Below are 12,813 nucleotides of genomic sequence, written 5' to 3'. Positions count from 1 at the left end.
CATAAGTAGAGGTGTCCCGCAACCAGCGTCGCTTGGGGGCATGCGCTGGCCGTGGGCGAGTAGTTCGGCTCGCGTCTTTCTCCACACCAGAGGAGTGGGCCACATGCTTTCTTCACAAGAGAGTGCTCTGATCGTTCTTCCCCGAAGCGGGGGTGTCCGCGCCAAGCACGACGGCAACGACGTCCAGCTGGAGCCGGTTCCGCGACTCGAGTGGTCGCTGGCGACCGAGGCGCACCCGCCTGCCACCGAAGCCGCGACACCCGCGTCGCTTCGCCGCAGCTGGATCCACACCGCCTCCGAGCGCCAGGTCCTGGAGCTCTTCCGCAAGCTCAACGGCGCTGCGCGTCGGCTGCCCGCGCCCTGGTGGCTGCGCGCGCTGGACCGCGGCGACATCGCCTCGCGCGCCGAGGCGTTCAAGATCGAGGACGAGGTGCACGCGATCCTCTCGTCGCGCCCCGGCTGGGTCTTCGTGCCCTGGGTCGGCACCAGCGAGGCCGGGTACTGGGAGTACGCCCCGTCCGACCGCGGCGACGTCCGGATGCCCACCACGATCGTCCTCACCGACGACCACGACGGCTGGCTCAACGCCGTCCCCGCCTACGGCGAGACCGAGTCCCTGCCGGTGCCGACCAGCACGGGCAAGCTGCTCTCCCTGCTCCCGCAGGTCGAGGCCTGGTGACTTTCAAGATCAGCGGTCGTCTTGCTCGGCGGTGCGGGTAGCGGAACCGACGCGCCGTCCGGACCCCGTGCGCCACTCCTGATGCACGCCGATGCACGGCGCCGCGGCGCACTCGCCGGACGACGTCGCAGAACCCGCGGCGGTGCGAGCTGCGAGCGGGGTGTCGACGTCTCGCGACTTCGTGGCTCGCGTCAGTCAGCGCTGCGCACCCTCCACGCGGTGACGGGGACGCGCTGCCGGTTTGCGATAATTCGTCCTCGTGAATTCCTCTGACCAGCAGGTTCCGTTCCGCCGTACCGTCGTCAGCTACGTCCAGCGGGGCGAGCGGATGACCGTCGGGCAGCAGCGGGCCTGGGACCGCCACTGGGCCGAGCTCGGCGCCGACGTCACCGAGCTGCCGGAAGGGCCGCTGGACGTGGAGTCCTGGTTCGGCCGCTCCGCGCCCGTGGTGCTGGAGATCGGCTCGGGCATGGGCGAGACGACGGCGCAGCTCGTCGCCGCGCAGCCGGACGACAACTACCTGGCGGTCGAGGTCTACAAGCCCGGTCTGGCCCAGCTGATGCTGCGCGCCGAGAAGCTGGAGGTCTCCAACCTCCGGCTGCTGCGCGGCGACGCCATCGTGCTGCTGCGCGACCACGTCGAACCGGAGTCGCTGGACGAGGTGCGGATCTACTTCCCGGACCCGTGGCCGAAGAAGCGGCACCACAAGCGCCGCCTGGTCCAGCCCGAGTCCGTCGCGCTGATCACCTCGCGGCTGCGCCCGGGCGGTGTCCTGCACCTGGCCACCGACTGGGAGAACTACGCCGAGCAGATGCGCGAGGTCTGCGAAGCGGAACCGGGCCTGCGCAACCGCTACGCCGACGAACCCGGCGGCTGGGCCCCGCGCCCCGACTGGCGCCCCATCACCAAGTTCGAGAACCGCGCCCACGACGAGGGCCGAGAGATCCACGACCTCATCTACGAACGCCCCTGACACCCCTCCCCGTGTCGAAAACCGCTGTTTTCATCGCGCGAAAACCGCGGTATTCGACTTGAGGGGGCTGGGAGTTCACTCTTTTGGCGGATCAAGGGTTGCGGTGATCGGGTCGATGTCAGTTACATCGGGTCAGCGGAACACCTGATCGTGGCTGCTCAAGATCACCGGAAAGTGATGGCCTGAGGGCTGCTCAGGCGGTGGTTCCGGAAGTTAGGTTCTCGCGGCGTGACGGCCATTCGCGAAGAACTCAGCCCGAGCCCGACGAACCCGACGGTGACCGCAGCCGAGGACTTCCTGCGCTCCTTCCACTCCGCGCACCCCGAAGCCGGATCGCTCCGCGACCGGCTCGCCGAGGTGCGGCGCAGCATCGCCGAAACCGGCACCTACCGGCACACCACCGCCGAGCTCACCCACGGAGCCCGCGTCGCGCTGCGCGACAGCGGCTGGTGCACCGGCGGCCTGCCGTGGAACCGGGTCGAGGTCCGCGACCTGCGCGGCCTGCGCAACGCCTCGGCCATCGCCAGCGAGTGCTTCGAACACCTGCGGCTGGCCACCAACGCCGGCCGGATCCGGCCGCTGATCACCGTCTTCGCCCCCGACGCCCCCGAGTCGGCGGGCCCGCGGATCTGGAACGAGCAGGTCGTCCGCTACGCCGGCTACACCCTGGCCGACGGCGGTGTCCTCGGCGACGCCCGCTACCAGGGATTCACCGCGCAGGCGCAGCGGCTCGGCTGGAAACCCCCGGCGCCGCGCGGCCGCTTCGACCACCTGCCGCTCGTCGTGGAGACCGAGCACGAGGGCGTCAAGCTCGTCCCCGTGCCCCGCGACGTCGTGCAGGAAGTGCCGCTGGAGCACCCCGACTACCGCTGGTTCGAGGAGCTCGGCCTGCGCTGGCACAGCGTCCCGCTGATCAGCAACATGCACCTCGACATCGGCGGCATCCGCTACCCCGCCGCGCCGTTCAACACCTGGTTCGTGGGCACCGAGATCGGCACCCGCGGCCTGGCCGACGACCAGGCCTACGGGCTGACCCGGCAGGTCGCCGAGCGGTTGGGCATGGACACCTCCACCGAGCGCAGCCTGTGGCGGGACCGCGCCGTCGTCGAGATCAACCGGGCCGTGCTGCACTCCTTCGACGCCGCCCGCGTCACCATCACCGACCACCACAGCGAAGCGCTGCACCGGCTGGAATGGCTGCGCTCGGGCCCGCGCACCAGCGGATCCGAGCCCGCCTTCACGGTGAGCAGGAACGCGGCCCGGCGAGCCAGGAGCGGAGCGGACGATCCACCAGAGCCGGCGGAGCGGGTAACCGTCCGCCGGGTGCAGGAACCACCGCCGCAGGCCTCGGCTCCAGAAGAGCGAATTCGGCCCCGCTACGACGTTCTGGCCCGGATGAGCCGCCGGTGTCTGGGCACGGACCTGCCCCAGGACTGATCCCGCGGCGCTTGCGGTCCCGACCGCCCTCCAGCAGATCCGGCAGCACCGAGCTCAACGCCATCAGCAGCAGGGCGATCATGGCGATGGCGGCGGCGATCGCGGTCATCGTGGTCTCGAACATGGTGAACCTCCCCGACTCGGTTCCTCCTCCCCAGCGTGGCGGTTGAGCGGGTGCTCGCGGATCGGCCAGCCGGGGATGTTTTCCCTGATCATTCGGTCGGCGCATCGGGGACCTGCCCCTAAGGGGGCGGGTCGCTCCCGCGGCCTGACTCCAGAGTCGGGCACCGGGGCGGAAACCGGTATCGGCCGCCGGGCCAGGAAAACCGGGCCCGCAGATCAGCCGATCGGCCAGCGCACCTCGGTCTTTCGGCCAATCGCGGGAACGTCCGGGGCCGGAACGGGGTGCGGCAGAATGCGGTCATGCCGACCGCACTCCGCCTGCACGCACCGATGGCACTGCCCTGCGACCCGACCTGCTCGGTCATCCGGGACGCGGTGGTCGACGTCGACGACACCGGCCGCATCACCTACTGCGGACCCCGGCAGGGCGCGCCGGAGCGCTCCAACGACGTCACCGTCCGCGAATGCGGCGGCATCCTGCTGCCCGGCCTGATCAACGCGCACGCCCACAGCCCGATGACCCTGCTGCGCGGCATGGGCGCGGACCTGCCGCTGCTGCGCTGGCTCAACGAGGTGATCTTCCCGGCCGAGGCGCGGCTGCGGCCCTCCGACGTCCGCGCCGGCATGGAGCTGGGCTGCGTCGAGATGCTGCGGGCGGGCGTGACGACCAGCGCCGAGATGTACTTCATCACCGAGTCGATGGTCGAGGCGACGCTGGCGGTCGGTTCCCGCGCGGTTCTGGCCACAGCAGTGATCGACACCCCCGCGCTGGAGGCGCTGGGCGGCTGGCGCGGCGCGGTCGAGGGCATCGACCGCTGGATCGACGCCGACGGCCTGCGCTTCGGGCCGGGTGAGCGCATCGAGCTCGCCTACGGCCCGCACTCGGCCTACCTGCTGCCGCCGGAAGCCCTGCAGACCATCGGAGAATCCGCCCAGCAGCGCGGCGCGCTGGTGCACACCCACGTCGCCGAGACGCTCGCCGAGGACGCGGTGCAGCGCGAGGAGTACGGCTCGGTGCCGGCGCTGCTGGACAAGCTGGGCGTGCTCGAAGGTCGTGTCATCGCAGCGCACGGCGTGCACCTCGGCGACGACGACATCGAGCTGCTCGCGCGTCGCGGCGTCGGGGTCGCGCACTGCCCCGGTTCCAACGCCAAGCTCGCCTCCGGCACCGCGCGGCTCGTCGAGCTGCTGCGCGCCGGTATCCCGGTCGGCCTGGGCACCGACGGCCCGTCCAGCAACGACGACCTGGACCTGTGGGAGGAGGTGCAGCTCGCGGGCCTGCTGGCGCGCACGGTCACCGGCGACGCGACGGCGCTGAGCGCGCGGGCCGCGCTGCTGGCCGCCACCCGCGGCGGGGCCGAGGCGCTGCACCGCGACGACATCGGTGCGCTGGAACCGGGCCGCTGGGCCGACATCGTGCACCTCGACGTCGACAACCCCGCGTTCGCGACGGGTTTGGACGCGCCCGACGAGCAGGTGCTGTCCAACGTCGTGTGGGCGGCGGGTTCGCGCAGCGTGCGGGACGTCTGGGTGGCGGGCGAGGAAGTCCTCAACGACCGCGAGCCCACCCGCGTCGACCGCCGCACCGTGCAGGCCGCGGCTCGGACGGCGGCGCAGCACGTGCGCGGCTGACGCGGCAGGGGAGGGTTCCTCCTCGAATCACCCGTGATCGATGTCCGAAACGTCGGGACGATTCGAGGAAGAACTGCCCCCGCCAGGCGTCGCCCGCAGGGATCAGGCCGCGGCGGGGCGAACGATGATCTCGGTGAGGTGCGAGTCCTCGGTGGCGTTCACGGCCGAGATGATCGGCTTCGCCACCGACTCGGGACGCAGGTAGCGGTCGGCCTCGAAGGCACCGCCCTCCTGCTCGCGGACCGAGCGCTGCATGTCGGTCGCGGTGCGACCGGGGAACACCGAGGTCACGCGCACGCTGTTGGTGGCCTCCTCGGCGCGCAGCACGTCGGCGAAGGCTCGCAGCGCGAACTTGCTCGCCGCGTAGGCGCCCCAGTTCGGCTTGGCGCTGAGGCCCGCGCCGGAGTTGACCAGGACGACGTGGCCCTGGGCGGCGCGCAGCTGCGGCAGCAGCAGGCGGGTGAGCTCGGTGACGGCGAAGAGGTTCACCTCGAAGGTGCGCCGCCACGAATCGCCGGTGGCGTCGGCGATCTGGCCGAGCTCGACGAGTCCGGCGCAGTGCACCAGGACGTCGACTCGCTCGATGTCGGTCGCGGCGTCGGCCAGCGCGGCGTGGTCGGTGAGTTCCACCGGCCACTCGCGGGCGGCGCCGGGCAGTTCGTCGATCAGGGTCTGGATGGCGTCGGTGTCGCGGCCGCCCAACAACAGGTCATGAGTGTGGGACAGCTCACGCGCGACCGCGGCCCCGATGCCTCGTGAGGCGCCGGTGACCAGGGCAATCGGGCGTTCTGGCATGTCTGTAACGCTACAGGTGGTGCAATTCACCCGAGCGACCGGCCGTCCCATCCACCGGTCCTCCCTTGACCCGGTGGCCGAGCGGCGCGTATGCCCTTCGGGTGAGCAGCGTCAACGTCGCCTCTGCAGAGATGCAGAACCGGGTCCTGCGCAAGGTCGCGATCCGGCTGATGCCCTTCCTGTGCCTGCTGTACTTCGTCAACTACCTGGACCGGGTGAACATCGGGTTCGCCGGGCCGAACGGGATGAACGACGAACTGGGCATGACCGCAACGGTCTTCGGATTCGCCTCCGGGATCTTCTTCCTCGGCTACCTGGTGCTGGAGGTGCCGAGCAACCTCGCTCTGCACCGCTTCGGCGCCCGCAAGTGGCTCGCCCGGATCATGATCACCTGGGGGATCGTCGCGACCGTGATGGCCTTCGTGCCGAACGCGACGGCCCTGGTGGTGCTGCGGTTCCTGCTGGGCGTCGCCGAGGCCGGGTTCTTCCCGGGCATCATCCTGTACCTCACGTACTGGTTCCCCGCGGTGCAGCGGGCCAAGGCCGTGGCGCTGTTCATGGCGGCCGTCCCGGTCTCCAGCGCCATCGGCGCGACCGTGTCCAGCGCGCTGATCTCCAGCGGTCACGGCGTCTTCGGCCTGTCCGGCTGGCGGTTCATGTTCCTGGTCGAGGGCGTCCCGGCGATGCTGCTGGCCGTGGCCACCTGGTTCTTCCTCACCGACCGGCCTGAGCAGGCCAAGTGGCTCAAGGCCGAGGAGCGGGAGTGGCTGTCCGGGCAGCTGGAGGCCGAGCGCGCCGAGACCGAGGCCGCCCACGCGTGGCCGCTGCGCAAGGCCCTCACGCACCCGCGGATCCTGGCGCTGGCGTTCGTCTACTTCGGCATCGCCTACGGCCTCTACGCGCTGGGCTTCTTCCTGCCGACGATCATCAAGGGCTTCGAGCAGCAGTACGGCACGGACCTGTCCACGATGGAAGCGGGTCTGGTCACGGCGGTTCCGTACGTGATCGGCGCGATCGCGATGGTGATCTGGGCGGCGCACGGCGACCGCACCCGCGAGCGGGTCTGGCACGTGGCGCTGCCGATGCTGCTCGGCGGCGTCGCGATCCCCGTCGCGCTGTACCTGGGCAACCCGTACCTGGCGATGGTCGCGGTGACGATCTGCGCGGTCGGCGTCTGCGCCGCCCTGCCGACGTTCTGGGCGCTGCCCAGCAACTTCCTCGCCGGTGCCGCGGCGGCCGGCGGCATCGCGCTGATCAACTCGCTGGGCAACATCAGCGGCTTCGCCGCCCCCTACGTCACGGGCGCGCTGGCCGACGTCACCGGCTCCCAGCGCTCCGGGCTCTGGGTCGTCGGCATCGTCATGATCGCCGCCGCCTTCACGGTCATCGCCCTGAAATCGGCCCCCAAGCAGAACCCCACCTCAGAACCCAACCCCACCCCCGAACCCTGATCCCGCCGGGACGACCCGATTTCAATGGAACTTCGGTCCCCGACTTCCCTTGAAATCGGGTCGACGGAGGTGACCAGCTCCTGACGCGGGGTTCAGTTGACGGAATACGGCCGTAATCCGGTGACGGATTACGGCCGTATTCCGTCAACTGCCTCGGGGCGGGGGTGGTGGGCCCGGAACGCAACGAGGGCCCCCGGCTTCCGCCGGAGACCCCCGCGCTCGCAAGGTGAGATCAGCCGCGGCCGATCTCACCGCCGTCCTCGCGCCAGATCGCCACGACCGACGGGCGCGGCTGGGAGGTGCCGCCGTCGGGCCAGTGCGATGCCGGGTTGCCCGCGTTGTGCCCGTCGATCTCGCCGGGGTGCTGGACCGCGACGGTCACGACCTTGTCGCGCACCACGGGACCGCAGGTCTCGGCGCCCTTGGGCACCGTCAGGAACTGCTTGACGAAACCGCGCTCGGGACCGTCGACCGGCACCGCGAACAGGCCGTCGTTGGAGTCCAGCGCGTTGCCGTCGGTGGAGATCCACAGGTTGCCGTGGCGGTCGAAGGCCACGTTGTCCGGGCACGAGATCGGGCTGACCTGCGCCTTGTCGAAGCCGCCGAAGTAGGTGCCCGCGTCGTTCGGGTCGCCGCACACCAGCAGCAGGTTCCAGCCGAAGCGGGTGCCGGTGGTGTCGTCGTCGAGCTCCAGCACGTGGCCGTGCTTGTTGCCGACGCGCGGGTTGGCCTCGTCCGGAGCGGCGTTGCCCTCGCTGCCGCGGTTGCTGTTGTTGGTCAGCGCGCAGTAGACCTTGCCGTTGACCGGGTTCGGCTGGATGTCCTCCGGCCGGTCCATCTTGGTGGCACCGGCCTTGTCGGCGGCCAGGCGCGTGAAGACGTAGACCTCCTCGGCGGTGAAGCCGGGGACGAAGGACTCGGTGCCGCTGGCCAGCGCGATCCACTCGCCGATGCCGTCGAACTTGCCGTCGGAGGGCAGCGTCCCGGTGCCGTCGATCTCGCCGGCCGGGCTGTTGCCGGTGAACTTGGCGACGTAGAGCGTGCCGTCGTCGAGCAGGCTCATGTTGTGCCTGCGGGCCAGGGCGCTGGTGCCCTGCTTGACCTTGCCGCGGGAGACGAACTTGTAGATGTAGTCGAAGCGCTCGTCGTCACCGGTGTAGGCCACGACGCGGCCGTCGTCGGCGATCTGGACGGCGGCGCCCTCGTGCTTGAAGCGGCCGAGCGCGGTGTGCTTGACCGGCGTGGAGGTCGGGTCGTTCGGGTCGATCTCGACGATCCAGCCGAACCGGTTGACCTCGTTGGGTTCCTGCGCGATGTCCCAGCGCTTGTCGAACCGCTCCCACTTGCGGGTGCTGGCGGTGCCTTCGAAGCCGTAGCGGTCGAGGCGCTCCTTGGCGGCCGGGTCGGTGACCGTGTCGGCGTTGGCGAAGTACTGGTTGAAGTTCTCCTCGCCGGACAGGATCGTGCCCCACGGCGTGAGGCTGCCGGAGCAGTTGTTCTGGGTGCCGAAGACCTTCGTGCCGGTCGGGTCGACCGAGGTCTTGAGCAGGTCGCTGCCCGCGGCCGGTCCGCGCAGCTCGAACGGGGTGTTGAGGGTGATGCGCCGGTTGTAGCGGCTCGGCGCCGGCTTGAGGCCGCCGTCGTCCTGGCGCTCGACGAGCACCACCGAGAGGCCGTGCGCGGCCCAGGCGATCTTGGCCTGCTCCTCGGTGGGGTTGTTCTCGTCGTAGCCGAGGAACATGTGCTCCTCGGTGGTGTACTCGTGGTTGCACACCAGCAGGCTCTGGGATCCGGTCCGGTCCAGGGCGATGAGCTCGGCGAAGTCGTTGTTGTAGCCGAACTGCTTCTCCTGGGCGGCGGCGCTCTGGTTCGCGAAGTCGAACTCGGGCGCGCCCTCGACGACCGGGTCTCCCCAGCGGATCACGACGCCTTGCCGGTAGCCGTCGGCGGTGACCACGGCGTCCTCGGTGTTCGGCGCGACGGGCGCGAAGTCGGTGCCGGGCACCGCGCCGCCGGTCGCGGCGGGCCGGGGTGCGGCGGCCGCGGTGCCGGTGAGCAGGGACGCCCCGCCGACCGTGAGCGCGAGCGCGCCGGTGGCCTTGAGCGCGCCGCGGCGGCTGAGCACGGACTCGACGATGTCACCGAAGTAGGCGTTGCCGGAGGTGTTCGGCGCCTCGTGCTGGCATGCGTTGCCGCAGCGGTACTTGCAGGTGATCGAGGATCGGCTCGCGCTGTGGTGGGACGCGAGGGGGAGCGGGATGACCCGCCCGCTGTCCTGTCGGGAAGACAAGCGGACCTCCAGGAGATTCGTTCGGAACACTCGAACGCTAGACAGATCGGGCGATCTCCCCGGTACATCCGGGTGAACAAGAACCGAACAAGCAACGCAGAGTCGCCAAAACCAGCGCCCGCCACCCCACCGGTCACCCGCCGACGCCTCGCCACACCCTCCCCAGGTCAAGAACCGCAACATTCGTCGGTCGAAAACCGCGGTTTTCGACCCCGGGCGAGTCGGGAGGGGTGGAAAAATCGGTTTCGGGGGTGGGGTGGGGGCTTGTAGGTTTGTCGACATGGGGCTTTGTTCTGCTGCTTTCTTCATCCGGCTGCGTTCCGCCTAGGCGGCGCGGCTCGTCGAATCGCGTCGCCGTTCGCGTCCGGGTCTCGTCGCCCGACGCGCGGTTGATGCTGCGGTGATTCGCTGCCTGCCTGCGCGCGCGAGACCCGGTTCCCCATCCGGTTCGCGAGTGCAGGAGCAGTCCCCATGTCCTCTCGCCGCAGGTCGGCGCGCGATCGAGCGCGCCGCGAACTCGGCCAGAACTTCCTGATCAACCCGTCCGCGGCTGGGCGCATCGCGCGTGCGCTGACGCCGTCGCCGAACCCGGTCGTCGAACTCGGGGCGGGCCGCGGCGCCCTCACCCGGGAGCTCGTCGAGCTCGGGCGCCCGGTGATCGCGGTCGAACTCGACCCGCGCTGGGCCGACCGCCTGGCCGCCGAATTCCCGCAAGTGCGCCTCCACCGCTGCGACATGCGGGAATTCCGGTTCCCGACGCGACCGCACGCGGTGGTCGGCAACCTGCCGTTCGGCATCACCACGGCCACGACCCGCCGCCTGCTCGGCCTCCCCGACTGGACCGAAGCGGTCCTGCTGGTCCAGCACGAGGTGGCCAGGAAGCGGGCGAGGGGAGGAAGTCAGCTCAACGCGCAGTGGTCCCCGTGGTTCGACTTCCGGCTGGTGGGTGAGGTCCCGGCCCGCCACTTCCGCCCGATCCCGGCCTGCGACGGCGGAATCCTCCGCATCACCAGGCGCCGACTGCTCCCGGAGGAGTGCCGTTCCGACTACCAGTCCTTCGTCGAGGCCGTCTACCAGGCGAGAGGCCGGTCGCTCGCGGAGATGATCCGCAATGCGACCGGCCTTCGCGCGCACGGCTTGCCGCCGCTCCCGAAGGATCTGCCGCCCCGGTCCTGGGTGCGCCTCTACCGGAGGCTCAGGAGCTGATCCGCCGGGGCTGGAGCGCGGGCAGGGGACGGTTTTAGCCATAACAGTCCGGACAAAAGGGGCGTCGATCATGGACAGTTATGGCTAAAACCGCCCCCTACCTCGGCGCACCTATCTCAGTCCCCCATCTCAGACCCCCGCCTCAGCGCCAGACGGCGACCACCGAGGGGCGGGGTTGCGTGGTGCCTCCGTCCGGCCAGTGGCTGGCGGGGTTGTCGGCGTTGGCGCCGTCCACCTCGCCGGGGTGCTGGGCCGAGACGAGGACGAGGTCGTCCTCGATGACCGGGCCGCAGGCTTCCGCGCCCCGGGGGACGCTGAGGAATGCCTTGACGTGGCCGCGTTCCGGGCCTTCCAGCGGGACGGCGTAGAGGCCGTCGTTGAAACCGAGCTCGCCGCTGGAATCGGTGGTGATCCACAGGTTGCCGCGGCTGTCGAAGGCGACGTTGTCCGGGCAGGTGATCGGGCTGACCTGCGACTTGTCGTACCCGGCGAAGTAGGTCGACGGGTCGGCCGGATCGCCGCAGACCAGCAGCAGCCGCCAGGCGAACCGGACGCCCGCCGGGTCGTCGTCGAGCTCCAGGACCTGGCCGTGCTTGTTGGTGTTGCGCGGGTTCGGCTCGTCGGCCGGGGCCTCGCCGTCGGTGCCGCGGTCGGAGTTGTTGGTCAGCGCGGCGTAGACCCGCCCGGTCGTCGGGTGCGGCTGGACGTCCTCGGGCCGGTCCATCTTGGTGGCGCCCGCCTTGTCGGCGGCCAGCCGCGTGAAGACGTAGACCTCCTCGGCGCTCATGCCCTCGACGAAGCTGGTGTCGTTGTGCGCCAACGGGATCCACTCGCCCGCGCCGTCGAACTCGCCGTCGGAGGGCAGCGTCCCGGACCCGTCGATCTCCCCGGGGCTGTCGCCGGTGAGCTTGGCGACGTAGAGCGTGCCGGAATCCAGCAGCGCCATGTTGTGCCTGCGCGCGAGGCCGCTGCCGCCGGGTTTCACCGCGCCGTCGGAGACGAACCGGTACAGGTACTCGAACTTCTCGTCATCGCCCAGGTAGGCGGCGACGCGGCCGTCGTCGAGGACGCGGATGTTGGCGCCCTCGTGCTTGAACCGGCCGAGAGCGGTGTGCTTGACCGGCGTGGAGGACGGGTCGTGCGGGTCGACCTCCACGATCCAGCCGAACCGGTTTGGCTCGTTGACCTGCTGGGAGAGGTCCCAGCGCGAGTCGAAGCGCTCCCACTTGCGGTCGGTCTCGGCTCCCTCCACGCCGTAGCGCGCGAGGCGTTCCCGCGTCGTCGGGTCGGTGACGGAGTCGGCGTGGGCGAAGTACTGGTGGAAGTTCTCCTCGCCGGACAGGATCGTGCCCCACGGCGTCACGCCGCCCGAGCAGTTGTTCATGGTGCCCAGCGAGCGCGTGCCCGTCGGGTCAGCGGGGGTCTTCAGGAACTCGCTTCCCGCGGCGGGTCCGCGCAGCTCGAACGGGGTGGTGAGGGTGATCCGCCGGTTCAGCGGGTCGAGCACCGGCTTCTTGTCGTCCAGCACCACGACCGAGAGCCCGTGCGCGGCCCAGGAGATCCGGGCCTGCTGCTCGGTGGGGTTGTCGGCGTCGTAGCCGCGGAAGACGAACTCCTCGGTGACGTACTCGTGGTTGTTGATCATCAGCCGGCGCCCGTCGGGCAGCGGCAGCAGCGCGCAGAAGTCGTTGTTGTAGCCGAACTGGCCTTCCTGGGCCTCCGGGGTCTGCGCGTCGAAGTCGAACTCCGGTGCGCCGGGCAGGATCGGGTCGCCCCAGCGGATGACGACCTGCTGCTGGAAGCCCTCCGGGATCACCACCGCGTCCTCGGTGTTCGGCCGGATCGGCACGAAGTCCAGTCCGGTCGCGGCGGCGGCCTCGCGGGACGCGAGCGCGGGGACGGCGAGCGCGGCCGAGGCCACCGCCCCGGCCTTGAGCAGGCCGCGGCGGCTCAGGACCTGGTTCAGCGCTTGCCCGAAGGTGGGGTTGTCCGAGGTGTTCGGCGGGTGTTGGGAGCACTGGTCGCCGCAGCGGTAGCGGCAGGTGACGCGGGCGCGTCCGCCGTTGAGCAGCGGCAGGAGTCGACGTTCGGGAGCCACCGGGACCTCCAAGCTGTTCGAGAACGGCATGGAGCGTAGGCGACCGCGAACGCGGCGCAAGCGTTTGGCGAACATTGGGCGAACGGCGAAAGGGCGCGCGGATCGTCAAGACCCGCACGCCCTTTCGCG

Annotated in this window: 10 protein-coding genes; 7 read left to right on the top strand and 3 right to left on the bottom strand. The window is 70.4% G+C overall.

What is annotated here, in order from left to right; genetic code table 11:
* Window positions 1–103: 103 nt before the first annotated feature.
* The 5 genes from QFW96_RS21740 (at window position 104) to QFW96_RS21720 (ending at window position 4,844) form a co-directional block, all read left to right on the top strand.
* Window positions 104–679: a hypothetical protein gene (locus tag QFW96_RS21740; protein WP_281457546.1), complete on the top strand. Its 576-nt coding sequence runs from the start codon at window positions 104–106 to the stop codon at window positions 677–679.
* Window positions 680–1,007: 328 nt separating this feature from the next.
* Window positions 1,008–1,652, top strand: a complete 645-nt coding sequence (gene trmB, locus QFW96_RS21735) for a tRNA (guanosine(46)-N7)-methyltransferase TrmB (RefSeq protein ID WP_281457625.1) — start codon at window positions 1,008–1,010, stop codon at window positions 1,650–1,652.
* A 228-nt stretch (window positions 1,653–1,880) separates the two neighbouring features.
* Window positions 1,881–3,089, top strand: a complete 1,209-nt coding sequence (locus QFW96_RS21730; RefSeq protein WP_281457545.1) for a nitric oxide synthase oxygenase — start codon at window positions 1,881–1,883, stop codon at window positions 3,087–3,089.
* A gap of 11 nt (window positions 3,090–3,100) precedes the next feature.
* On the top strand, window positions 3,101–3,259 hold the full coding sequence (locus QFW96_RS21725; protein ID WP_281457544.1) for a hypothetical protein: 159 nt from the start codon (window positions 3,101–3,103) through the stop codon (window positions 3,257–3,259).
* 253 nt (window positions 3,260–3,512) lie between these two features.
* Window positions 3,513–4,844, top strand: coding sequence for an amidohydrolase family protein (locus QFW96_RS21720; protein WP_281457543.1), 1,332 nt, complete (start codon window positions 3,513–3,515; stop codon window positions 4,842–4,844).
* A 102-nt stretch (window positions 4,845–4,946) separates the two neighbouring features.
* Here QFW96_RS21720 and QFW96_RS21715 read toward each other — a convergent pair whose 3' ends face one another.
* Window positions 4,947–5,639 (bottom strand): SDR family oxidoreductase, encoded by a 693-nt coding sequence (locus tag QFW96_RS21715; protein ID WP_281457542.1) that lies wholly within the window; start codon window positions 5,637–5,639, stop codon window positions 4,947–4,949.
* Window positions 5,640–5,770: 131 nt separating this feature from the next.
* Between QFW96_RS21715 and QFW96_RS21710 the strand changes: the two genes are divergently transcribed.
* Complete coding sequence (locus tag QFW96_RS21710; protein WP_281457624.1) at window positions 5,771–7,090, top strand: MFS transporter; 1,320 nt, start codon at window positions 5,771–5,773, stop codon at window positions 7,088–7,090.
* Between the two features lie 232 nt (window positions 7,091–7,322).
* Here the strand turns inward: QFW96_RS21710 and QFW96_RS21705 are convergent, their stop codons facing one another.
* Window positions 7,323–9,380, bottom strand: a complete 2,058-nt coding sequence (locus tag QFW96_RS21705; protein ID WP_281457541.1) for a PhoX family protein — start codon at window positions 9,378–9,380, stop codon at window positions 7,323–7,325.
* A gap of 471 nt (window positions 9,381–9,851) precedes the next feature.
* Here QFW96_RS21705 and erm point away from each other — a divergent pair, with 471 nt between their 5' ends.
* Window positions 9,852–10,586 carry a 23S ribosomal RNA methyltransferase Erm gene (gene erm / locus QFW96_RS21700; RefSeq protein ID WP_281457540.1) on the top strand — a complete coding sequence of 245 codons (735 nt, stop codon included), beginning with the start codon at window positions 9,852–9,854 and terminating at the stop codon, window positions 10,584–10,586.
* Window positions 10,587–10,728: 142 nt separating this feature from the next.
* Here erm and QFW96_RS21695 read toward each other — a convergent pair whose 3' ends face one another.
* Window positions 10,729–12,714 (bottom strand): PhoX family protein, encoded by a 1,986-nt coding sequence (locus QFW96_RS21695; RefSeq protein WP_281457539.1) that lies wholly within the window; start codon window positions 12,712–12,714, stop codon window positions 10,729–10,731.
* Window positions 12,715–12,813: the final 99 nt, after the last annotated feature.

The sequence above is a fragment of the Saccharopolyspora ipomoeae genome (genome assembly GCF_029952525.1).
Lineage (GTDB): Bacteria > Actinomycetota > Actinomycetes > Mycobacteriales > Pseudonocardiaceae > Saccharopolyspora > Saccharopolyspora ipomoeae.
This window is presented reverse-complemented; position numbering and strand designations above follow the sequence as displayed.

Bases quoted from the DNA above. Each gene is read 5' to 3' on its own strand.
- QFW96_RS21715 (WP_281457542.1), bottom strand. From the start codon at position 5,639: ATGCCAGAACGCCCGATTGCCCTGGTCACCGGCGCCTCACGAGGCATC.
- erm (WP_281457540.1), top strand. From the start codon at position 9,852: ATGTCCTCTCGCCGCAGGTCGGCGCGCGATCGAGCGCGCCGCGAACTC.
- QFW96_RS21695 (WP_281457539.1), bottom strand. From the start codon at position 12,714: ATGCCGTTCTCGAACAGCTTGGAGGTCCCGGTGGCTCCCGAACGTCGA.
- QFW96_RS21710 (WP_281457624.1), top strand. From the start codon at position 5,771: ATGCAGAACCGGGTCCTGCGCAAGGTCGCGATCCGGCTGATGCCCTTC.
- trmB (WP_281457625.1), top strand. From the start codon at position 1,008: ATGACCGTCGGGCAGCAGCGGGCCTGGGACCGCCACTGGGCCGAGCTC.
- QFW96_RS21740 (WP_281457546.1), top strand. From the start codon at position 104: ATGCTTTCTTCACAAGAGAGTGCTCTGATCGTTCTTCCCCGAAGCGGG.
- QFW96_RS21720 (WP_281457543.1), top strand. From the start codon at position 3,513: ATGCCGACCGCACTCCGCCTGCACGCACCGATGGCACTGCCCTGCGAC.